General features: G+C 62.4%; 23 protein-coding genes. 3 read left to right on the top strand and 20 right to left on the bottom strand.

Going from position 1 to position 22,063, the window contains the following annotated elements; translation table 11 throughout:
* Positions 1 to 15: 15 nt before the first annotated feature.
* From AC3WS7_RS00400 to scpA, 3 genes are read right to left on the bottom strand one after another with little or no spacing between them, the layout of a single operon-like run.
* Positions 16 to 1,548, bottom strand: a complete 1,533-nt coding sequence (locus tag AC3WS7_RS00400; protein ID WP_296471102.1) for an acyl-CoA carboxylase subunit beta — start codon at positions 1,546 to 1,548, stop codon at positions 16 to 18.
* A gap of 36 nt (positions 1,549 to 1,584) precedes the next feature.
* Complete coding sequence (gene meaB, locus AC3WS7_RS00395; protein WP_492654987.1) at positions 1,585 to 2,610, bottom strand: methylmalonyl Co-A mutase-associated GTPase MeaB; 1,026 nt, start codon at positions 2,608 to 2,610, stop codon at positions 1,585 to 1,587.
* A complete protein-coding gene (gene scpA / locus AC3WS7_RS00390) occupies positions 2,607 to 4,778 on the bottom strand; it encodes a methylmalonyl-CoA mutase (RefSeq protein WP_492654986.1) in 2,172 nt (723 codons plus the stop codon). Before scpA ends, meaB begins: the two co-directional genes overlap by 4 nt.
* A gap of 165 nt (positions 4,779 to 4,943) precedes the next feature.
* Between scpA and AC3WS7_RS00385 the strand changes: the two genes are divergently transcribed.
* Positions 4,944 to 5,615 carry a GntR family transcriptional regulator gene (locus tag AC3WS7_RS00385; RefSeq protein ID WP_492654985.1) on the top strand — a complete coding sequence of 224 codons (672 nt, stop codon included), beginning with the start codon at positions 4,944 to 4,946 and terminating at the stop codon, positions 5,613 to 5,615.
* Between the two features lie 270 nt (positions 5,616 to 5,885).
* Positions 5,886 to 6,506: an outer membrane beta-barrel protein gene (locus AC3WS7_RS00380; protein WP_296471111.1), complete on the top strand. Its 621-nt coding sequence runs from the start codon at positions 5,886 to 5,888 to the stop codon at positions 6,504 to 6,506.
* Between the two features lie 27 nt (positions 6,507 to 6,533).
* On the opposite strand, the gene AC3WS7_RS00375 is transcribed toward AC3WS7_RS00380, so the two are convergent.
* From AC3WS7_RS00375 to hemN, 8 genes are all read right to left on the bottom strand, one after another.
* Positions 6,534 to 7,361: a thioesterase family protein gene (locus tag AC3WS7_RS00375; protein WP_492654984.1), complete on the bottom strand. Its 828-nt coding sequence runs from the start codon at positions 7,359 to 7,361 to the stop codon at positions 6,534 to 6,536.
* Positions 7,362 to 7,439: 78 nt separating this feature from the next.
* Positions 7,440 to 7,766 (bottom strand): hypothetical protein, encoded by a 327-nt coding sequence (locus AC3WS7_RS00370; RefSeq protein WP_296471116.1) that lies wholly within the window; start codon positions 7,764 to 7,766, stop codon positions 7,440 to 7,442.
* A gap of 25 nt (positions 7,767 to 7,791) precedes the next feature.
* Positions 7,792 to 8,178 carry a DUF488 domain-containing protein gene (locus AC3WS7_RS00365; RefSeq protein WP_296471118.1) on the bottom strand — a complete coding sequence of 129 codons (387 nt, stop codon included), beginning with the start codon at positions 8,176 to 8,178 and terminating at the stop codon, positions 7,792 to 7,794.
* Positions 8,179 to 8,235: 57 nt separating this feature from the next.
* Entirely contained in the window at positions 8,236 to 9,126 is an 891-nt protein-coding gene (locus tag AC3WS7_RS00360; protein ID WP_492654983.1) for a DMT family transporter, read from the bottom strand.
* Positions 9,113 to 10,129, bottom strand: a complete 1,017-nt coding sequence (gene dusA, locus AC3WS7_RS00355) for a tRNA dihydrouridine(20/20a) synthase DusA (RefSeq protein WP_492654982.1) — start codon at positions 10,127 to 10,129, stop codon at positions 9,113 to 9,115. The genes AC3WS7_RS00360 and dusA overlap by 14 nt, the downstream gene beginning before the upstream one ends.
* A 47-nt stretch (positions 10,130 to 10,176) precedes the next feature.
* Positions 10,177 to 11,247, bottom strand: coding sequence for a GGDEF domain-containing protein (locus AC3WS7_RS00350; RefSeq protein WP_492654981.1), 1,071 nt, complete (start codon positions 11,245 to 11,247; stop codon positions 10,177 to 10,179).
* 39 nt (positions 11,248 to 11,286) lie between these two features.
* Positions 11,287 to 11,970: a sulfite exporter TauE/SafE family protein gene (locus AC3WS7_RS00345; RefSeq protein WP_296471130.1), complete on the bottom strand. Its 684-nt coding sequence runs from the start codon at positions 11,968 to 11,970 to the stop codon at positions 11,287 to 11,289.
* A gap of 9 nt (positions 11,971 to 11,979) precedes the next feature.
* Positions 11,980 to 13,380 carry an oxygen-independent coproporphyrinogen III oxidase gene (hemN, locus tag AC3WS7_RS00340; protein WP_296471133.1) on the bottom strand — a complete coding sequence of 467 codons (1,401 nt, stop codon included), beginning with the start codon at positions 13,378 to 13,380 and terminating at the stop codon, positions 11,980 to 11,982.
* Between the two features lie 196 nt (positions 13,381 to 13,576).
* On the opposite strand from hemN, the gene fnr reads away from it, so the two are divergent.
* Positions 13,577 to 14,296, top strand: coding sequence for a fumarate/nitrate reduction transcriptional regulator Fnr (gene fnr, locus AC3WS7_RS00335; RefSeq protein ID WP_296471319.1), 720 nt, complete (start codon positions 13,577 to 13,579; stop codon positions 14,294 to 14,296).
* Here fnr and AC3WS7_RS00330 read toward each other — a convergent pair whose 3' ends face one another.
* From AC3WS7_RS00330 to AC3WS7_RS00290, 9 genes are all read right to left on the bottom strand, one after another.
* On the bottom strand, positions 14,297 to 14,533 hold the full coding sequence (locus AC3WS7_RS00330; protein ID WP_492654980.1) for a hypothetical protein: 237 nt from the start codon (positions 14,531 to 14,533) through the stop codon (positions 14,297 to 14,299).
* Positions 14,534 to 14,550: 17 nt separating this feature from the next.
* Positions 14,551 to 14,826 (bottom strand): FixH family protein, encoded by a 276-nt coding sequence (locus tag AC3WS7_RS00325; protein ID WP_296471139.1) that lies wholly within the window; start codon positions 14,824 to 14,826, stop codon positions 14,551 to 14,553.
* Positions 14,827 to 14,835: 9 nt separating this feature from the next.
* Entirely contained in the window at positions 14,836 to 16,305 is a 1,470-nt protein-coding gene (gene ccoG / locus AC3WS7_RS00320) for a cytochrome c oxidase accessory protein CcoG (RefSeq protein WP_492654979.1), read from the bottom strand.
* A gap of 24 nt (positions 16,306 to 16,329) precedes the next feature.
* A complete protein-coding gene (gene ccoP, locus AC3WS7_RS00315; RefSeq protein ID WP_296471141.1) occupies positions 16,330 to 17,244 on the bottom strand; it encodes a cytochrome-c oxidase, cbb3-type subunit III in 915 nt (304 codons plus the stop codon).
* A 19-nt stretch (positions 17,245 to 17,263) separates the two neighbouring features.
* Positions 17,264 to 17,401 carry a cbb3-type cytochrome oxidase subunit 3 gene (locus AC3WS7_RS00310; RefSeq protein ID WP_094478699.1) on the bottom strand — a complete coding sequence of 46 codons (138 nt, stop codon included), beginning with the start codon at positions 17,399 to 17,401 and terminating at the stop codon, positions 17,264 to 17,266.
* An 18-nt stretch (positions 17,402 to 17,419) separates the two neighbouring features.
* On the bottom strand, positions 17,420 to 18,046 hold the full coding sequence (gene ccoO / locus AC3WS7_RS00305) for a cytochrome-c oxidase, cbb3-type subunit II (RefSeq protein WP_296471145.1): 627 nt from the start codon (positions 18,044 to 18,046) through the stop codon (positions 17,420 to 17,422).
* Positions 18,047 to 18,059: 13 nt separating this feature from the next.
* On the bottom strand, positions 18,060 to 19,496 hold the full coding sequence (ccoN, locus tag AC3WS7_RS00300) for a cytochrome-c oxidase, cbb3-type subunit I (protein WP_296471148.1): 1,437 nt from the start codon (positions 19,494 to 19,496) through the stop codon (positions 18,060 to 18,062).
* A gap of 98 nt (positions 19,497 to 19,594) precedes the next feature.
* Positions 19,595 to 19,732 (bottom strand): cbb3-type cytochrome oxidase assembly protein CcoS, encoded by a 138-nt coding sequence (gene ccoS, locus AC3WS7_RS00295; RefSeq protein ID WP_094478692.1) that lies wholly within the window; start codon positions 19,730 to 19,732, stop codon positions 19,595 to 19,597.
* On the bottom strand, positions 19,732 to 22,044 hold the full coding sequence (locus AC3WS7_RS00290) for a heavy metal translocating P-type ATPase (RefSeq protein WP_492654978.1): 2,313 nt from the start codon (positions 22,042 to 22,044) through the stop codon (positions 19,732 to 19,734). Before AC3WS7_RS00290 ends, ccoS begins: the two co-directional genes overlap by 1 nt.
* Between the last annotated feature and the right edge of the window lie 19 nt (positions 22,045 to 22,063).

Raw genomic sequence — 22,063 nt, 5'->3', positions numbered from 1 at the left:
CTTGTTCTTCGGCGATCAGAGCGGAATGTTCCCGTGCTTGCGCCACGGGTTTTCCAGCTTCTTGTCTTTCAGCATCACCAGCGAGCGGCAAATGCGTTTGCGGGTCTCACTCGGCAGGATCACATCGTCGATAAAGCCGCGTGCACCGGCCACGAACGGGTTGGCAAAGCGGGCCTTGTATTCGGCTTCCTTCGCGGCCAGCTTGGCCGGGTCGCCCTTGTCTTCGCGGAAGATGATTTCCACCGCGCCCTTGGCCCCCATCACCGCAATTTCGGCATTCGGCCAGGCGAAGTTGACGTCGCCACGCAGGTGCTTGGAGGCCATCACGTCATAGGCGCCACCGTAGGCCTTGCGAGTAATCACCGTGATCTTGGGCACCGTGCACTCGGCATACGCATACAGCAACTTGGCGCCGTGCTTGATGATGCCGCCGTACTCTTGGCTGGTTCCGGGCATGAAGCCGGGCACGTCCACAAACGTCACCACGGGAATGTTGAAGGCATCGCAAAAACGCACAAAGCGCGCAGCCTTGATGGAACTCTTAATGTCCAGGCAGCCCGCCAGTACCAGTGGCTGGTTGGCCACGATGCCGATGGTCTGGCCGTCCATGCGGGCAAAGCCAATGATGATGTTTTTGGCGTACTCGGGCTGGATCTCGAAGAAATCGCCATCGTCCACGGTCTTGACGATCAGTTCCTTCATGTCATAGGCCTTGTTGGCGTTCTCCGGCACCAGCGTGTCCAGGCTTGCGTCCGCGCGGTCGATCGGGTCGCCGCTCTTGCGCACCGGGGCTTTCTCGCGGTTGTTCAGCGGCAAGTAGTTGTAGAGACGGCGCAGCATCAGCAGCGCTTCCACGTCGTTCTCAAAGGCCAGGTCCGCCACGCCGCTCTTGGTGGTGTGGGTGATGGCGCCGCCCAGTTCCTCGGCGGTCACTTCCTCGTGCGTCACCGTCTTCACCACTTCCGGGCCGGTCACAAACATGTAGCTGGAGTCTTTCACCATGAAGATGAAATCGGTCATTGCAGGCGAGTACACCGCGCCACCGGCCGAGGGGCCCATGATCATGCTGATCTGCGGAATCACGCCGCTGGCCATCACGTTGCGCTGGAACACATCGGCATAACCACCCAGGGACGCGACACCTTCCTGGATGCGCGCACCACCAGAGTCGTTGAGGCCAATGACCGGGGCACCCACTTTCATGGCCTGGTCCATCACCTTGCAAATCTTCTCGGCGTGCGCCTCAGACAAGGCTCCACCGAACACGGTGAAGTCCTGGCTGAACACAAACACCAAGCGGCCGTTGATCATGCCGTAGCCGGTGACCACGCCGTCACCGGGGATCTTCTGCTCGGCCATGCCGAAGTCCACGCAGCGGTGTTCGACAAACATGTCCCACTCTTCAAACGTGCCTTCGTCCAGCAAGATCTCCAGCCGCTCGCGCGCGGTGAGCTTGCCTTTTTTGTGCTGCGCGGCAATGCGCTTTTCACCACCGCCCTGACGCGCGAGTTCGCGCTTGGCTTCGAGTTGTTCAAGAATGGCTTGCATGGAAAATCCTTCTCGTCTGAAACTGTAATTTGCTATCTATTTAGGAGCTGCTTGCGCAGTCAATTCGAGGGCTGCGAGCAGATTTCGTGCAGCAGTACTGGCTGCCAACTCGCCCGCCTGCACCGCAGCAGTCAGCCGGGGCAAAGCTTCGCGCACGGCCGGGTTGTGCTTGAACGCCTGCTTCAGGCCTGCATCAATGCGCTCCCACATCCACGCCAGCGACTGGTTCTGGCGGCGCTGCTTGAACAGGCCATTGGCGGTTTGCAGGGTCTGGAATTCACACACGGCTTTCCAGAAGGTGTCCACGCCCTGCCCCAACAATGCACTCAAAGAAATCACTTTGGGGGCCCAGTGCTTGTCGCTGTGCGGGTCATTCGGGTTGCCGTGCATGCCCAGCAACCGCAGGCTGGAGGTGATCTGTGCTTGCGCGCGGGTGGCAGCATCGGCGTCAATATCGGCCTTGTTGATGACCACCAAATCGGCCAACTCCATCACACCTTTTTTGATGGCCTGCAGGTCGTCGCCCGCATTGGGCAGCTGCATCAGCACGAACATGTCGGTCATGCCCTGCACCGCCGTCTCGCTCTGGCCGACGCCTACGGTTTCCACAATCACGATGTCGTAACCTGCCGCTTCGCACACCAGCATAGCCTCGCGCGTTTTCTCGGCCACGCCACCCAGCGTGCCGCTGGACGGGCTGGGGCGAATGAAAGCTTTCTCGTGCATGGAGAGATGCTCCATGCGCGTTTTGTCACCGAGGATGGAGCCACCGGAGACTGACGACGACGGATCAATCGTCAGCACCGCCACACGGTGGCCCTGGCCAATCAGGTACAAGCCCAGCGCTTCGATAAAGGTACTTTTGCCAACGCCTGGCACACCGCTAATGCCCAGGCGCAGCGACTTGCCGGTGTGCGGCAGCAGCGCCGTCAGCAGCGCATCACCCTGCGCACGGTGGTCCACGCGGGTGGACTCCAGCAGGGTGATGGCTTTGGCGATGGCCCGGCGCTGCAGGAGGGACTCGCCCCCCAGCAGACCGGCCTGCAGGGCTTCAGGGCTCACCCGAGGGCCTTTTCAATCTGGCTCAACACATCACGCGCCGACACAGGAATCGGCGTGCCCGGGCCATAGATGCCCTTGACGCCGGCGGCGTACAAAAAGTCATAGTCCTGCCGCGGAATCACACCGCCGACGAAGACGATGATGTCATCGGCGCCCTGCTTCTTCAGCTCTGCAATGATGGCGGGCACCAGCGTCTTGTGGCCAGCGGCCAGGGTGGACACGCCAACCGCGTGCACGTCGTTTTCAATCGCCTGGCGGGCGCATTCTTCGGGGGTCTGAAACAGCGGGCCCATGTCCACATCAAAGCCCAGGTCGGCGAACGCGGTGGCTACCACCTTGGCGCCGCGGTCGTGGCCGTCCTGGCCCAGCTTGCTGATCATCACGCGCGGGCGGCGGCCTTGTTTCTCTGCGAAGCCGGCGATGTCGGCTTTCAGCGTGTTCCAGTACTCCATGGTGTCTCCATTGGCGCTGTCGTAGGCCGCAGCGTACACGCCGCTGACCTTGTTGGTATCCGCACGGTGGCGGCCAAAGGCTTTTTCCAGCGCATCGCTCACCTCACCCACCGTGGCACGCAGGCGCACGGCCTGAATGCTCAGGTCCAGCAGGTTGCCCGTGCCGTTTTCTGCTGCAAAAGTGATAGCTGCCAGCGCAGCATCCACGCGGGCTGTGTCGCGTTTTGATCTGATCTCTTTCAATCGGGCCACTTGCGACTCGCGCACCGCCACGTTGTCAATGTCGCGCGCTTCGACCACGTCTTCGCTCTTCAGCTTGTACTTGTTGACGCCCACAATCACGTCCTGGCCGCTGTCGATGCGCGCCTGCTTGTCGGCAGCGGCGGCTTCAATCTTGAGCTTGGCCCAGCCGCTGTCCACGGCCTTGGTCATGCCGCCCATGGCTTCCACTTCTTCGATGATGGTCCACGCGGCATCGGCCATGTCCTGCGTCAGCTTTTCCATCATGTAGCTGCCCGCCCAGGGGTCGATCACATTGGTGATGTGGGTTTCTTCCTGGATGATGAGTTGGGTGTTGCGCGCAATGCGGCTGGAGAACTCGGTGGGCAGTGCAATGGCTTCATCCAGCGCATTGGTGTGCAGGCTTTGCGTGCCGCCAAACACTGCGGCCATCGCCTCAATCGTGGTGCGCACCACGTTGTTGTACGGGTCTTGCTCGGTGAGCGACCAGCCGGATGTTTGGCAGTGCGTGCGCAGCATCAGGCTCTTCGGGTTCTTGGCGTCAAAGCCCTTCATGATGCGGCACCACAGCAGGCGTGCGGCGCGCATCTTGGCCACTTCCAGATAGAAGTTCATGCCAATCGCCCAGAAGAACGACAGGCGCCCGGCAAAGTCGTCCACATCCAGCCCGGTGGCAATCGCGGTCTTCACGTATTCCTTGCCGTCGGCCAGCGTGAAGGCCAGCTCCAGCGCCTGATTGGCGCCGGCCTCTTGCATGTGGTAACCCGAGATGCTGATCGAGTTGAACTTGGGCATGTTCTTGGCCGTGTAGCCAATGATGTCGCCGATGATGCGCATGCTGGGCGCGGGCGGGTAGATGTAGGTGTTGCGCACCATGAACTCTTTCAGAATGTCGTTCTGAATCGTTCCGCTGAGCTTGTCCTGTGACACGCCCTGCTCTTCAGCGGCCACCACGTAGCCCGCCAACACCGGCAGCACCGCGCCGTTCATGGTCATCGACACCGATACCTTGTCCAGCGGAATCTGGTCGAACAGGATCTTCATGTCTTCGACCGAATCAATCGCCACACCGGCCTTGCCCACATCGCCGGTCACACGCGGGTGGTCGGAGTCGTAGCCGCGGTGGGTGGCCAGGTCAAACGCGACCGAGACGCCCTGCCCGCCTGCGGCCAGTGCCTTGCGGTAGAAGGCATTGCTCTCCTCGGCCGTCGAAAAACCCGCGTACTGGCGGATCGTCCAGGGGCGCACCGCGTACATCGTGGCCTGCGGGCCGCGCAGGTAGGGCTCAAAGCCGGGCAGCGTGTCGGCGTGCTTCAGGTTTGCAGTGTCGGCCGCTGTGTAGAGGGGTTTGACCGCGATGCCGTCGGGCGTGATCCAGTTCAGCGCGTCCACATTGCCGCCGGGGGCGGACTTGGCGGCCGCTTTGGCCCACTGCTCCAGCGTGGCGGTTTTGAATTCAGGGTTCTGGTCAGTCATGGCGTAGTCCGCGGGTCGTTCATGGGCTCCCCAAGGTGGAACCGGGAGGGTAATCCCGGCAGCGTTGGGGTGGAAGCGAGTTTACATTATTCATAATTATTGATTCAGAATATTGGTTGCAGCTTACAATCTCCCAACTTTTTTGAACTGGCCTCGCCACCCCGCATGCCCACCCTGATGCCTGAAACCCGCCCCGCCGTCTCGCTGGCACCCCGCCCTCTGTATGAGGAAGTGGCCGAGCTGCTGCGCCAGCGCATCTTCAAGCGCGAGCTGGAGCCCGGCAGCTGGATTGACGAACTGAAGATTGCCGAGGAATTCGGCATCAGCCGCACGCCGCTGCGCGAGGCGCTCAAAGTCTTGGCCGCCGAAGGCCTGGTCACCATGAAGGTGCGCCGCGGCGCCTATGTGACCGAGGTGTCGCAGCAAGACCTGAGCGACGTGTACCACCTGCTCAGCCTGCTGGAGAGCGACGCTGCCGGCGTGGTGGCCACCAAGGCCACCGACGCGGAGCTGAAGGAACTGCAGGCCCTGCACAAGGCGCTGGAGACGGCGTCCAAGCCCGGCAAGGCCAACACCGACCAGTTCTTCGCGCTGAATGAACAGTTCCACATGCGCCTGCTGCAGATCGCCAACAACCGCTGGCGCGACCAGATGGTGGCCGACCTGCGCAAGGTGATGAAGCTGAACCGCCACAACTCCCTGCTCAAGACCGGGCGCATTGAAGAGTCCCTGGCCGAACACCGCGCCATCATGGAAGCGCTGGCCGCGCGCAATGCCACGCTGACCGTGCAGCGGGTGCGGGAGCATTTTGCGAATGGCTTGGAGGCGGCGGAGTAAATCGGGGCGTGTGCGCAATCGGGGACCGCATGAAATTTGGCAGACTGAATTGCTGATATGTTTACGCGCAGCTTTGGGGCAGTCGCTTACCTACCGGCACAAGAGTCGATCTATACCGAGCAGCTGATGGCCTTCAGCGACCGCTATATCTTTGCGTAAACCGGGGTGCGCGCACCCGCACTGGGGTGTGCGCGCCAGCGTACAGATCACGAAGCGGGAATGGCCGACATTGGGCTTGTTCTTCTGTCCCCCTCCGAAAGGCCCATGACCATGCGCACCTCCCTGCTTCCATTTCATTCCATCTCTTGGGCACGCCTCACCATCGCCGCGTCGTTGGGTATTGCCGCCGGCGCGGCACAGGCCCAGACCACCGCAGCTCCCATGCACTTGGCGGGTCAAAGTCCCACCTACATCGGACTGAGTGTGGGTTCCTCAGACTTCTCCAAGCCCAGCAATGGTTTTGGCATTTTTGGCAATGACCAGCGCGCCACGGCCTACAGCATCAACATGGGCAACTACTTCAACAACCAGAACTTTGGTTTTGAAATTGGTTACACCGACTTTGGCTCGGTCAACCGCGCGGGTGGCACCACCAAGGTGGACGGCATCAACCTGAGCCTGATTGGCCGTGCCCCGCTGAACCCGACGTTCAACCTGTTGGGGAAAATTGGCACTACCTACGGTCGCACCGATGTCTCCAGCGCCCCCACCTCGGGTGTCACGGCCGGCAGTGAGCGCGGGTTCGACTGGTCCTACGGCATTGGCGCAGAAATGTTGCTGAGCACCCAATGGTCGGGCGTGCTGCAGTACGACGAACACTACGTGAAATTCCCCGGTGGTGGCAGCGACCGTGTCAGCGCCACTTCGCTGGGGCTGCGTTACCGCTACTGACCTCGGGCCATTCGGCGGCGCCGCGCCTCAGTCACGCTTGCGCACAAACAAGCTCTGCGTAGCCCGCCCAATCAAGCCCGCCTCGTCATACAGCGCCGACTCCGCCAGCCCACCACCGTGGCTGGACAAATGGGTACGCGCATCCAGACAGATCCACTCGCCCACCGGGCGGCGCAGCAGGTTGATGCTGAGGTCGGAGTTGACAAAGACGTGGGTGGACAAATCGAGGATGGCGCTGATGCCGTTGCCCGAATCGGCCGCCACCGCCACGCGCTGGTAGGGGCTGGGCTTTTGCCCCTGCACCAGCGGGTAGCTCAGGCGAAACCACACGGCGCTGGGCCCCGCAAACATGCGCCCGGCGGCAATGCGGCTCTCCACCAAATCGGGGTAGCCGATTTCGCCGTGCGCAAACGGAAAGCGCTGCACGGGGGAATCGGTCGGTGTCTTGGGTGCCTTGGGCAAGGGGTGGCCGGGCAGGCCCTGCGGAATGTCCACTTCCCCTTCGCGCTGGAACAGGGCGGTGGCGCGGATCAGTTCCTTGCCATCGGCCAGTGCCACAGCCGAGAAGTGCCCTGCGTTGCGGCCCACATAGTCTTCCTGCACACGCACCTCGATGTCGGCAATCGGCACCGGGCGCAGCAGGTTGGCGGTGAGCCGCGCCATGTGCAGCAGGCCGTGGGCCTGTGCTGCGGCCTCCAGCGCGTAGCTCACCAGCGCAATGGGCGGGCCGGCGTGCTGCTGCTGCGGATGCCAGGGGCCGCGCGTGAGCTGGCTGGCGCGGAACACATGCGCATCCAGCGCCATGAAAGCTGCGGCGGGCCTAGGCCCTGCTGTGGGCTCAACCGTAGTTGGCATGTCGTTTACTCCTCTTTTGATAGCTGCTCACGCATATTCCATGGGCACTAGAGGCCAACTTGACTCATAAATTGGTCTCTAGGCCTGCCACACCCCAAACCCCGCTGCACGCAGGCTGATACCCAGCTCCACCTCCATGTCGCGCGCAGCCTCGTACTGCATGGGGTTGTAGGCCTCGTACAGGTCGGGCAGCAGGCGCAGGCCAAACTTCAGCACATAGCGGTTCGCCTGGATGCCGGCCTTGTGTTTGTCAAACCGGATGTCGGGGTCCAGCCCGGTCATGCCCACGTACACACAGGGCTTGCCGGTGATGTAGCCCGGGTTGGCCCGCATGAACTTGGCCTGCTCCAGCACCTGGGGGGACAACTCCACCACATACACATGGTGATGCGCGCGCTTGGCCATGGCTGTCTCCTGCGCGTCTGGCCGCTCAGGCCAGCTTGGCGCCCTTTTCTGCCAGCAGTGCGCGCAGAGTGGCGCGGTGGCAGTGGGCCTCGTCTTCGCAGTAGCAGCCCACTGAGAAGTTGCTGTGCTGCGACAGTGCCGCCAGCACTTCCAGCGTGCGGCTGGCTTCGGGCATGGCCATCTCGGCCCGGTATTTTTTGACAAAGGCGGCCCACTGCGCAGGCGTCGTGGCCTCCTGCCCCTGCTTCATCACATCGGCGCTGGGTGCCAGGTTGGGGTACCACACGTCGTACCAGTTGCGCGAGGCAAATTCCGTCTTGGGCACACCACGCGGCGGGCGGCGCACCGTGCCGATGCGCGTACCCTCGTCTGCTGCCCGTTCTGTGCCCAAACGCACGATGCGAACCACCATGGACGCTCTCCTTGTTGCAAAGAAGGCCAGTGTAAGTTTGAAGTGCGGCCCGCAGCGTTAGCGGCGCGACACCCAGTACACGCCGGGCAAAATCAGCGCGGCGCCCACCAGGTGGTGCACACCCAGCGGCTCGCCCAGCACACCCCACGCTGCGAGTGCCGCGTACAAGGGCCCCAGGTAGAGCGTGACCGCCACGCGGCTCGCGCCCAGCACCTTTTGCGCGGCGCCATAAATCCAGTAGGCGGCCAGGCCCGGCGCCAGCGCTGCGGCCAGCACCAGCCAGGTGGCGGCCCAGGACCAGGCGGGCGTCTCGGGCAACCCGGCTTCCCACAGCGCGCAGGGAATCAGCACCAGCACGCCGCCCGCACAGATGGCGGCCAGCCGCGCGGTGGATCCCAGCGGACTGGGCCAGAGTTTTTGCAGCAACGCGTAGGCCGCCCAGGCCACCATGGCCGCCACGATCCACGCGTCGCCCACCACCCATTGCACCTGGCCCAGTGCCAGCCACTGACCCTTGACGATGACGTGCACCACACCGGCCAGCGCCACCACCACACCCAGCACCTGCTGCGTACGAAAGCGCTCGCCCAGCCACAGCACCGCCCCCACGGCAATCAGCACGGGCGACGCGGCATAAATCAACGAAATATTCATGGCGCCCGTGGTGCGCGCACCCAGGTAGACCCAGGCACCGCAGACCAACATGCCGCAAAAGCCCAACACCACGTACTGGTACCAGACCAAAAGAATGGCACGGCGCTGTGCCCACAGCTCCTGCCGCGCCACAAAACCCAGCAGCACGCCGGCAATCGCCCAGCGGCCCAGGGCCAGCGCATAGGGCGCGATGGTGCCGGGCGCCCAGCGCGCGACGATGAAGTTCACCGCCCACAGCGCGGGGATCAGCCACAGCCCCAGCAGGGCCCAGCGTTCCTGCTCAGGCCGCTGCAAGCGCAGGGCCCCGGGCGATGGCCATCACGTCGCGGGCCGGCAAGGTCTTGTAGCGGTGGTCACTCCATACCTGGCGCCACTTGCGTGCGCCCGGCAGGCCGTGGCGCAGGCCCAGCATGTGGCGGGCAATGCTGTACCACGAAGTGCCGTGCTCCGCAGCCTCGCGCTCCATGTACTCCATCATGGCCAATTCGACGCTATCCCGCGTCAGCTCTGCGGGAGTAGCTCCGAAAAACGTAGCATCCCACTCGGCCAACCACCAGGGGTTGTGGTACGCCTCGCGGCCCAGCATCACGCCGTCCACATGCGCCAGCTGCTCTGCTACCTGCACACTGGTGGTCAAGCCGCCATTGATGGCGATGGTGAGGTGGGGAAAGTCTTGTTTGAGCTGGTGCACCAGTTCGTAACGCAGCGGCGGAATCTCGCGATTCTCTTTGGGGCTCAGGCCCTTGAGCCAGGCGTTGCGCGCATGGGCAATAAACACGGAGCAGCCGGCATCGGCCACGGTGCCGACAAAGTCGCGCACAAAGCCGTAGCTCTCTTCTTTATCGATGCCAATGCGGTGCTTCACGGTCACGGGAATGTCCACCACGTCCACCATGGCCTTCACGCAGTCGGCAACCAAGGGGGCCTCGTTCATCAGGCAGGCGCCAAACGCGCCGCGCTGCACGCGCTCCGACGGGCAGCCGCAGTTGATGTTGATTTCGTCGTAGCCCCAGTCCTCCCCGAGCTTGGCGCACTGCGCCAAGTCGGCCGGCTCACTGCCGCCCAGTTGCAGGGCCACGGGGTGTTCCTCGGTGTTGAAGCGCAGGTGGCGCGGCACATCGCCATGGATCAGCGCGCCGGTGGTCACCATCTCGGTGTACAGCAGCGCGTGGCGACTCAACAGGCGGTGAAAGTAGCGGCAATGGCGATCCGTCCAGTCCATCATGGGTGCAACGGACAGGCGCCAGGGGCTCAGCGCGGACGTGGGGGTGCCGGACAGCGGCAAGACAGAAGACATGGACCGGATTATCCCAGCCCGGCACGTCCTCCGCGGCCCACAGGTTTTTAGAGCGTAACGTGCAAGCGGTTGCGGCCGTTCTGCTTGGCCTGGTAGAGCGCTTGGTCAGCACGGCTCACCAGATCGACAGGGTCGGTTTTGGCCTCGGCCATGGCGGCCCCCACGCTCACCGTCACCGGACGGTGCAAACCTTGCAAGTTCTGCACGGCAAGGCGGATACGTTCAGCCACAGCGCGCGTGTCGGCCACCTGGGTGTCGGGCAGGATGACGGCAAACTCCTCCCCTCCGTAGCGGGCCACATGGTCGTAGGCCCGTGCCTGCGACTTGATGGCGGCAGCCACCGCCTGCAAGGCCTGGTCACCGGCCAGGTGGCCATATTGGTCGTTGTAGGCTTTGAAGTGGTCCACATCCACCATCAGCAGGGCCAAGGGAGAGCGGGTGCGCAAGGCGCGGGCGTATTCATTGGCCAGCAGCCGGTCAAAGGCGCGGCGGTTTTTGAGCGTGGTCAGCGCGTCCGTCAGTGTCTGTTCCGACAGCTCCTCATTGATTCCCTTCAACTGCCGCTGGGTCTCTTCCAGCTCGCGCTGGCGCAGGGTGTGCGCACGCGACAGCAGTTCCAGCTCGGCGTTGGCACGCCGCAGGGCCAGCAGCTGCACCACCTGACGCGACAAGGCTTTCAGTGCCTCTGCCTGCGCCTCCGTGAGTTTGCGAGGCACACGGTCGATGACACACACCGTGCCCAGCGCGGCACCCGAAGGCGTCAACAGCGGTGCGCCCGCATAAAAGCGGACGCCCTCTTCCCCGGTCACCAGCGGGTTGTTGGCAAAACGGCTGTCGTCCAGCGCGTCGGGCACTTCCATGAGGGCATGGGGTTCGGTGATGGCGTGCGCACAAAAAGCAATGCCACGTGGGGTCTCCATGGCATTCATACCAACCCTGGCCTTGAACCACTGGCGGTCTTCGTCGATCAGGGAAATCAGCGCAATCGGGGTGTCGCAAATAAAGGAGGCGAGCTTGACGACATCGTCATAGGCCTGCTCAGCCGCGGAGTCCAGGACGCCAAAACTGCGCAGTTCTTCCAGACGCAAAGCCTCGGCAGTGGCAGTGGTTCGATCCATGGAGCGCGCCCTCCAACGGGGAGTGGTTTTTGACGTGCATCAAGGGGTAATGCACCAAGGGGCCTGATTGTGCATCAGCCCCATCCACAAGGCCCAAGCCGAGCTGGCTGCCAGCGCGGCGCCAGCCAGACGCACGCCCCAGGTTCCATCGCCCATCTGCGCCCCCTGCAGGCGCAACCACAGCCATGGCCCCAGCAGCATGGTGACCGAGGTGCCCAGGGCGAACAAAGCCATCACCCCGGCACCGCTGACCACATCGCCCGCCAGCGCAGCCACCAGCAAGGCTGAATACAACAGGCCGCAGGGCAACAATGCCCACAACATGCCCAGCCCCAGCGGCGCACCGCGCCCCCATCGCAAGCCCAGGTTGCGGGTGCGACTCCATACCGCGCGTGCTCCCGCCTGCAGCCACAGCGGCTGGCGCCCCTGCCACAGCAGCAGCAGGCCCAGCACCAGTGCCGCCACATGCACCATGGACCACACGGGCCGCAGCGCAGCGCTCTGCACCGTAAGCCAGCCCAGGCCCTGCATGGAGGCCGCGGCCAGCCCCCCAAGCGTGGCGTAACCCACTACCCGGCCGATTTGAAACAGAAGGAGTGCAGAGTTCTGGCGCGGACCCGCAGCCTGGCCGATGCCTGCACAGGCAGCACCACACATGGCCACACAGTGGGGCCCACCCACCAAGCCCATCACCAAGGCCGTGATTGCCAGAGACGATTGCATCCGACGATGCTAAATGATCTTGGAAAAACGGGCCCGTGTACGGTCAGTTTGCAAATACTTGTCAAACACCATGGCCACGGCTCTGACAAAAAACCAGCCTTGGGTAGTGACCTGGATGCCGCTGTCATCCAGCACCACCATGCCCTGCTCGGCCAGCGCCTGCAAGGCCACCAGTTCGCTGGCAAAGTAGTTTTTGAAGTCCACCAAATACGCGAGGTTGATGGATTCATACTGCAACTGGCCCTGGCACATCAGCGCCATGATGACGGCGCGGCGTACCAGGTCATCACGGGTTACCGCCAGGCCACGCACTACGGGAAAGCGTCCTTGGTTCAGGTAGTCGTAGTACTCATCCAGCGTTTTGGCGTTCTGGCTGTAGCTGGCACCAATGCGGCCAATGGCCGAGACGCCCAGCGCAATCAGATCGCAATCGGGCTGCGTGCTGTACCCCTGGAAATTGCGATGCAGGCGCCCTTGCCGCTTGGCCACCGCCAGCGAGTCTTCCGGCAAGGCGAAATGGTCCATTCCCACATACACATAACCCGCACCCATAAAGGCAGCCAGGGAGCGTGACAACATGGACACCTTGGACGCCGCGCTGGGCAACTCCACCGTGGCAATGCGCCGCTGGGGCTTGAAGCGCTCGGGCAAATGCGCGTAGGCGTATAGCGCAATACGGTCGGGCCGCAACTGGTTCACCTGGGCCAGCGTGCGGTCAAACGACTCAGGGCTCTGCTGGGGCAAGCCATAGATCAAGTCCACATTGATGGACTCAAAGCCGCGCGCGCGCGCAGCCTCCACCAGCGCAAACACCTGCTCAGCGGGCTGCACGCGGTGCACAGCCTTTTGCACTGCGGGGTCAAAATCCTGGACCCCAAAGCTCAGACGGTTGAAGCCGAGCTCGGCCAGGGTGTCCAGACGCTGCGCGTCAATGGTGCGGGGGTCCACTTCAATGGAGTATTCGCCGCCGGGCGCGAGGTTGAAATTGCGCCGCAGCATGCCCATCAGCTCGCCCAACTCGGCGTCACTCAAGAAGGTGGGGCTGCCGCCACCCAGGTGCAACTGGCTCACGGTCTGGCCGGTACCGATGCACGCGGTATGCAGGTCCACCTCGCGGCTCAGGTAGCGCAGGTAGGTCGCTGCCTTGTCATGGTGCTTGGTGATGATTTTGTTGCAGGCGCAGTAGTAGCATAGCGACTCGCAAAAGGGAATATGCACATACAGGGACAAGGGTAGCGCCAAGGCAGCGGCGCCGCTACGGCGCTGGGCCAGTGCCTGGGCATAGTCATCCGCGGTGAAGGCTTCGACAAAGCGGTCTGCCGTCGGGTAGGAGGTGTAGCGCGGCCCCGAAACGTCAAAACGGGTCAACAAATTTTCAGAGATGGGCGGGGTGTCGAGGACGGCGTTCATGGATACTCCAAACTGGCATCACAAATGTCGCCCAAACGCCCGCGGCGGACATTGATACAGATCAAGCCCGCGATGGGTGCCAAGGCGGATAATTGACTTGCATCAGGGGAACCACATGTTTGAACCAAGCACTCCATCCGGCAAACCAGGCGAGGCGCATGCGCACATTGCCATCACGCCCGTACCAACCGCGCCCCTGAGCCCGCACACCATCAAGGTCGCCTGCTCCAACTGCAACCTGCGTGAACTCTGCATGCCCCTGGGTCTGAGCCCCAGCGAACTGGAGAAGATTGACGATGTGGTGGCCAGCCGCCGCAAAGTCAAACGGGGTAGCACCCTCTTCCGCAATGGCGAGCGTTTTACCAGCCTCTACGCCATTCGCACCGGCTTCTTCAAGACCTGCGTGGCCTCGGAGGACGGGCGTGACCAGGTCACCGGCTTTCAGATGGCGGGTGAAGTAATTGGTCTGGACGGCATCGTCAACGATCACCACACCTGCGACGCCGTGGCGCTGGAAGACGCCGAAGTCTGCGTTATGCCCTTTGAGCGCATTGAAGAACTGTCACGCGAAGTGAACGCACTGCAGCGCCACGTGCACAAGATCATGAGCCGCGAGATCGTGCGGGAGAACGGCGTCATGCTGCTGCTGGGCAGCATGCGCGCCGAAGAGCGCCTGGCCGCCTTCCTGTTGAACCTGGTGCAGCGGTTGCACGCACGCGGCTTCTCGCAGTCGGAGTTGGTACTGCGCATGACGCGCGAAGAAATTGGCAGCTACCTCGGCCTCAAGCTCGAAACCGTCAGCCGCACTTTTTCAAAGTTTGTGGAAGACGGCATCGTGGAAGTGAAACAGCGTCACGTGCGCATCTTGAACACCGATGCCCTCAAAGACATCGTGAATCCTAAAGTCTGCAACTGATCAGTCGTTGACCTCTGCAGGGCTGAGACACAGCAGTGCTGCCAGTCCACTGGCGACCAGCGCGATCACCCAAAACACAAAGAACGCCACGGTGTAAACACCCTGGCGCGAGAACTCCACAGGCCGCCCCAGCCAGTGCAACTCATGCGGGTCGACAAACGCGAACACCAACACCTCCAGCAAACACGCCGTCAAAAAAGCAGGCCACACAATTGCTGTCCATTTGACTTTGGGCATGGTGCGCCTCTTGGGAATCAGGGTTTGGACTGGGCCACAGGCGCTTTGACGCCCGTCGCAGCGTGGTTACGCGCTTGCATGGCGGGCGCCAGGCTCTCCGGGGCACCTTCCAGCGTACGGTTGATCTCAATGCCCTTTTGGTAGTAGTTTTGGTCCACCACCGGGTCTGCACCGGACATGGCCAGGTACAGCGTGACGAAGCCGGCGACCACCACAATGGCCGGGCCAGACAACACCAACCAGACGTGGCCAAAGTGCCACCAGGGTTGGGAGGAGATAGAAGGAGAGTCCATGGTGAATCCTTAACGGGGAACGATAAACACCGATTTTTCGGTCACGGCCATCTTGTGCTCCGCATCGGCCACTTCAAATTGGATGGCGTGTGAGCCTGCGGGGACGGCCTCATATGGCACTTGCACCCGGACCGCGACCCAGCGCGCCTGGGTAGCACCAATGGCAACGGTAGGGCTGTCCAACTGGATGCTGATGCCCTCTATCCCGCTGGCGCCAATGCGGAAGTCCTGGTCCTGCTCCGTCGCATTCATGATCTGCAGGCGGTATACGTTTTCGATCTTGCCGCCTTGCACGATACGCGCCAGCGTGCCACGGTCACGCACCACATCCACCTTGAACGGCGAGCGCAGCGCCAAACTCGCCAGCATGGCCACCACCACCGCCAACAAAATGCCGCTGTACACCAGCACCCGGGGGCGCAGTACATGGCGAATGGTCTGGGCACGGGTCCAGTGTTGGCTCACCGCATTTTGGGTGGAGTACTTCACCAGTCCCCGGGCGTAGCCCATCTTGTCCATCACGGTGTCGCATACATCCGCACACGCGCCACAGCCAATGCACTCGTACTGCAGGCCCTTGCGGATGTCGATGCCGGTGGGGCACACCTGTACACACAGGCTGCAGTCCACACAGGCCCCCAGGTTCAGGGCCAGGGGATCTGCCTTGCGCGACCGCGCGCCACGGGGCTCTCCACGCTCTTGGTCATAGGTCACCACCAGGGTGTCCTTGTCGAACATGGCACTCTGAAAACGGGCATACGGGCACATGTATTTGCACACCTGCTCGCGCATGTAACCGGCATTGCCATACGTGGCAAAACCATAAAACAGAATCCAGAAACTTTCCCAGGGACCCAAGCCCCATTGCAAAACCTCTTGGCTGAGGGTGTGGATGGGGGTGAAGTAGCCCACAAAGGTAAACCCGGTCCACAACGCCACGACAACCCACATGCCCTGTTTGGCTGCTTTGCGCCATACCTTGTCCCAATTCCAGGGGCCTGCATCACGGCGCATGCGGGCGGAACGGTCGCCTTCGGCAAGCTTTTCCATCCAGAGAAAAATTTCGGTGTACACCGTTTGCGGGCAGGCATAACCACACCACAAACGCCCTGCCACCGCTGTGAACAAAAACAGCGCCAAGGCGGAAATCACCAGTATCCCGGTAAGGTAAACAAAGTCTTGCGGGTAGAGAACCAGATTGAAAATATAGAAACGCCGCGCCCCCAGATCAAAGAGCACGGCTTGGCGCTGGCCCCACTCCAGCCAGGGCAAACCATAAAACACGAGCTGTGTGAGAAACACCAGCGCCCAACGCCACTTGGAGAAATACCCAGACACACTGCGCGGGTAGATCTTCTTGTGCGCCTCGTACAAGGCCACCATTTCTGCATCGGCCCCGGGCGGTGGCTCTATCGGGCCACGGTCCGGAGACGGCGCAATCGGAATGACTTTGCGGGGCGAGTCGGGGGCTGTGTTCAACACAATGTCCTGAAAAGCGGTCGCTTACTTGGCAGGCGCGCCGTTGTTGGACATGCCCCAGACATAGGCAGCCAGCACCTGAATCTGCGCTGCAGTCAACTTGTCAGCCTGTGCAGGCATCTGGTTGACCTTGCCGTTGTTGATCATGGCCACAATCGCGTTCTCGCCATAACCATGCAGCCAGACATCATCCGTCAGGTTGGGCGCGCCCAGGGCGATATTGCCCTTGCCGTCGCCACCGTGGCAGGCCGCACAGGCGGCAAACTTGGGTTTGCCCAGAGCGGCACGCACCGAGTCGTGGGGGCTGCCGGAGAGGCTCAACACATAGTGCGCCACGTTCTTCACATCATCTCCGGTACCTACAGCAGCAGCCATGGGCGGCATCTGTCCCACACGGCCCAAAGTTAGTGTCTCGGCGATTTTTTCCGGTGTACCGCCGTGCAGCCAATCCGCATCGGTCAGGTTGGGGAAACCCTTGGAGCCGCGAGCATCGGAGCCATGGCACTGCGAGCAGTTGTTCATGAACAAACGCTCACCGATCGCATGGGCTTGCGGATCCTTGGACACGTCTTCGGGCTTCATGGACGCAAACTTGGCGTACAGCGGGGCCACTTCCTGATTGCCCTTGGCCACTTCAGCCTGGTACTGGCCCTCCTGGGTCCAGCCCAGCTTGCCGGCCGACTTGCCCAAGCCGGGATAAAGCGCCAGATACACGCCAGCAAACACAATGGTGATGATGAACAGCCACACCCACCAGCGCGGCAAGGGGTTGTTCATCTCGCGCAGGTCACCGTCCCAGACGTGGCCGGTTGTGTTGTCGTTGGCGGTCATGGCCTTGGCCTTGCCACTGAACCACAGCAGCAACAGACAGGCCACAATGCCAATCACCGTGATGGCCGCCACATAGACGGACCAGAAGTTACTCGTAAAGTCGCTCATTTTTATTCCTTATGCGGGTTCAGTCCTGCTCAAAAGGCAGGTTGGCAGCTTGCGCAAAGTCACCCGATCGGCGCTTGGACCACGCCCACCAGACAATGCCAACAAACACCACCAGGCTGACCAGGGTGGTCACGGAACGCAGGGTATTGATGTCCATGGAAATCTCCCTTTTTCTTTACTTGAGTGCCAAGCCGAGCACTTGCAGGTAGGCAATGGTGGCCTCCAGCTCGGTCTTGCCCTTCACCTCTTCCGGTGCCTTGGCAATCTGCTCGTCGGTGTAGGGCACGCCCACCGTGCGCAGGGCCTTCATGCGGGCGGGCATCTCTGCGGCGGCCACCTGGTTCTTTGCCAGCCAAGGGTAGGCAGGCATGTTGGACTCAGGCACTACATCGCGCGGGTTCACCAAGTGAATGCGGTGCCATTCGTCGCTGTACTTGCCGCCCACGCGTGCCAAGTCGGGGCCCGTGCGCTTACTGCCCCACTGGAAGGGGTGGTCGTACACCGACTCACCCGCAACCGAATAATGGCCGTAACGCAGCGTCTCGGCGCGGAAGGGGCGAATCATCTGCGAGTGGCAGTTGTAGCAACCCTCGCGGATGTAGACGTCACGGCCTGCCAGTTGCAGCGCGGTGTACGGCTGGATGCCTTTGATCGGCTCGGTGGTGGACTTCTGGAAGAACAGTGGAACAATTTCCACCATACCGCCCACCAGCAGGACCAACAGGATCAACACAATCATCAAGAAGTTGTTGGTCTCAATCTTCTCGTGCGACAAGCCGGAGCTTTTGGTTTCGTTAGCCATATTCTTGTTCTCCTTAGGCGTGGGCAGCGACGGTTGGGATGGTCACGGTAGTGGCCCGGCCGGCAGTCGCGGTCTTCAGGGTGTTCCACAACATGATCAGCATGCCGCTCAGGTAGAGCAGACCGCCAAGCAGACGCAGCACATAGAAGGGATACGTAGCCTTCACCGACTCCACAAAGGTGTAGGTCAACGTTCCGTCGGGGTTGATGGCGCGCCACATCAGGCCTTGCATCACACCGGCAATCCACATCGCGGCGATGTAAATCACGATGCCGATGGTGGCCACCCAGAAGTGCAGCTCAATGGCTTTGACACTGAACATCTGCTTCTGGCCAAACAGGCGGGGAATCAGGTAGTACATGGAGCCCATGGTCACCAGACCCACCCAACCCAGAGCGCCTGAGTGCACGTGGCCCACGGTCCAGTCGGTGTAGTGGCTCAAGGCGTTCACGGTCTTGATGGACATCATGGGGCCTTCGAACGTGGACATGCCGTAAAAGGACAGGGACACGATCAGGAAACGCAGGATGGGGTCGTCACGCAGTTTGTGCCAGGCACCCGACAAGGTCATGATGCCGTTGATCATGCCGCCCCAGCTGGGAGCCAACAAAATCAGGGAGAACACCATACCGACGGACTGGGTCCAGTCAGGCAAGGCGGTGTAATGCAAATGGTGGGGACCCGCCCACATGTAAGTGAAGATCAGCGCCCAGAAGTGGACGATGGACAAGCGGTAGCTGTACACCGGACGACCTGCCTGCTTGGGAATGAAGTAATACATCATGCCCAGGAAGCCCGCGGTCAGGAAGAAGCCCACGGCGTTGTGGCCATACCACCACTGCACCATGGCATCTTGCACACCAGCATAGGCCGAGTAGGACTTCATGAAGCCCGCAGGAATGGCGGCACTGTTGACCAAATGCAGAATGGCCACGGCCAGGATGAAGGCGCCAAAGAACCAGTTGGCCACATAAATGTGCTTGACCTTGCGGGTGCCCACGGTGCCGAAGAACACCACGGCAAACGACACCCAGACCAGCGTGATCAGGATGTCAATGGGCCACTCCAGCTCGGCATACTCCTTGCCTTGGGTATACCCCAGCGGCAGGGACACTGCAGCGGCCAGAATGACCAGCTGCCACCCCCAGAAGGTGAATGCCGCCAGCTTGTCGCCAAACAGGCGCACCTGGCAGGTACGCTGCACCACGTAGTAGGCCGAGGCAAACAAGCCGCAACCGCCAAACGCAAAAATCACCGCGTTGGTGTGCAGGGGCCGCAATCGCCCGTATGACAGCCACGGAATACCTAAGTTGAGCTCGGGCCAGGCCAGCTGGGCGGCGATGATCACGCCTACCAGCATGCCGACCACGCCCCAGACCACGGTCATGATGGCGAACTGGCGTACAACGGTATCGTTGTAAACCGTCGCCTGTTGATTTGGAAATGCCATATTTACCTCTTCTTGGATTACTGCAAACCGAGTGTCTTACCGCCCCTGCCCGCTCAGGTTGACCCAAATCAACCGCGGACTAAAAACCCTTCTGATTGTCAGGGATCACGCAAAATGCGCTCCCCCTCCGACTCAATGTCTTCAAACTGCCCGCGGTCGATGGCCCACCACAGACCGCCCAAGATAAAAAAGACCAGCACCACAGACAGCGGAATCAACAAATACAAAATATCCATTACAGCTCCAATGCCGAACGCGGGGTGCGTGCCAGGCGCAGGGCATTAAGCACCACCAGCAAGGAACTGCTGGCCATGCCCAAGCCGGCCAGCCAGGCCGGCAAGTAGCCCGCCACGGCCAGCGGCACACAGGCCGCGTTGTAGGCCAGCGCCCACCACAAATTCTGCCGCACGATGTGCTGGGTTCTGCGCGCCAACCGCAACGCGCCCACCACGGCGTCCAGACGCCCCCCCATCACCACCAAATCGGACTGGGCCTGCGCCAGGGGCACGGCCTGGCCAAATGCAAACGAGATATGGGCACCCGCCAGCACCGGGCCATCGTTCAAGCCATCCCCCACCATGGCCACGGTGTGGCCTTGGGCCTGCAAGCGCTGCAGGTAAGCCAGCTTCTCGGCCGGCGAACAGCCGCCTTGCGCCTGCGCAATGCCCGATTGCTCGGCCACCCGCATCACCGCCTCCGGCCGGTCGCCAGAGAGCACATGCACCTGCACGCCCTGCGCCTGCAAGGCGGCGACCACGGCGGGCACTTCCGCCCGCAGGTCTTCTTGCAACACAAAGGTGGCAACCCAGCCTTGGCCATCGCCCAGATGCACACACAGGCCCTGGTACACCGGCAGATTGGTGGGCAGTTGGCAAAAACTGGCCGAGCCCAGACGCATGTGCTGGCCCGCGACGCCCGTCTGTCCAGGCTGTTGCACTTCCCCCGCGACCCCTTGGCCGGCGGATTCTTGTACCGCGGCGCAGGTCCACAGCGGCAGCCCTTGCTCCCGCTGCGCCACCTGCACCAGCGCTTTGGAGGCCGGGTGCAGCGAGTGGCGGGCCAGCGCCGAAGCCATGGCCACGGCATCCGACCGTGCCACGCCCGCACGGGTGTGGACCGCTTGCAAGGCCATGGCATCCCGCGTCAGGGTGCCGGTTTTGTCAAACACCACGGTGTCCACAGCGGCCAGCGCCTCCAGGCTGGGCAGGTTGCGCACCAGCACCCCGGCACGCGCCAGGGTTCCGGCTGCGGCCAGCATGGCGGCCGGGGTCGCCAGCGACAAGGCGCAGGGGCAGGTCACCACTAGCACCGCCACCGCCACCATGAGCGCATGGCCGGGGTCTTGCTGCCACCACCAGGCACAGGCCAGTGCCGCAGCGGCCAGCACCGCCAGCAAAAAAGGCTTGGCCAGGCGGTCCGCCAACAGGGCCCCGCGTGGCTTGGTGGTGGAGGCACTTTCCATCAGCGCCACGATCTGGGCAAAACGTGTGGAGCCTCCCACCTCGGTCACCCGCACCAGCACCGTGGCATGCAGGTTATGGCTGCCCGCCACCACTGCCGCACCCACGCCGCGCGGCAGCGGGTGAGACTCTCCACTGAGCAGGGCCTCGTCCACCAGGGTGCTGCCCTGCTCCACCACGCCGTCGGCGGCAAAGGCTTCGCCTGGTTGTACGCGCACCAAGTCGCCCGGCACCAGACGGCGCACGGCTACGCGCTCAAAGTCGCCCTGGAGCGTGCGGCGCTCCACGCTGTCGGGCAGGCGGTTCATCAGCGCCTCCAGCGCACCGGCAGTGCGGTCGCGCAGGCGCAACTCCAGCCAGCGGCCGGTGAGCAGGAAGAACACAAACATGGTGAGCGAGTCGAAATACACCTCGCGCCCAAAAATACCTTGCGGGTCGAAGGTGCCTGCAGTGCTGACCACAAAAGTGATCACCATGCCCAGCGCCACCGGCAGGTCCATGCTGATACGCAGTTGCGCCACATCGCGCAGCGCACTTTTGAAAAAGGGGCCGCATGAAAACAGGATGACGGGCAAGGTGAGCACCCAGGAAGCCCAGCGCAGCAGTTGCTCCATCTCGCCAGTCAGGTCGCCCGGCTGTGCCACATAGGCAGGCCACGCATACATCATCACCTGCATCATGCACAGGCCCGCCACCAGCCAGCGCCACAAGGCCTGGCGGGAGGCCTTGCGCCTGCGTTCGCTGGCAAATACGTCGTTGGCCGGCACCGCGCGGTAGCCCGCCTGCTGCACCGCCTGCATCCAGCCCGAGGGCTGCACCACCGCCGCCGACCACACCACACGCGCGCGCTGGCTGGCCGCACTGACCTGGGCGCTCAGCACCCCTGGCACTTGGCGCAGCGCATCTTCCACCGTCAGCGAACAGGCAGCGCAGTGCATGCCCTCAATGACCACACTCGACTCCCACTGCACCGGGTCATCGCAGTCCGGTCGGCTGAACGCGCCCCACTCCTGCGGGTCGTCCAGCAATGCCAGCGCCGCTGCGGAATGGGGTGCAAGCACAGAGGGGGCCAAGGTTGCAACGGTCATAAAGAGAGTGTGCCGAGTT

The sequence above is a fragment of the Rhodoferax sp. EU05-FHT12H12 genome (genome assembly GCF_058791215.1).
Note: the sequence above shows the minus strand (reverse complement) of the source record. Positions and strands in the feature narration are given on the sequence as shown.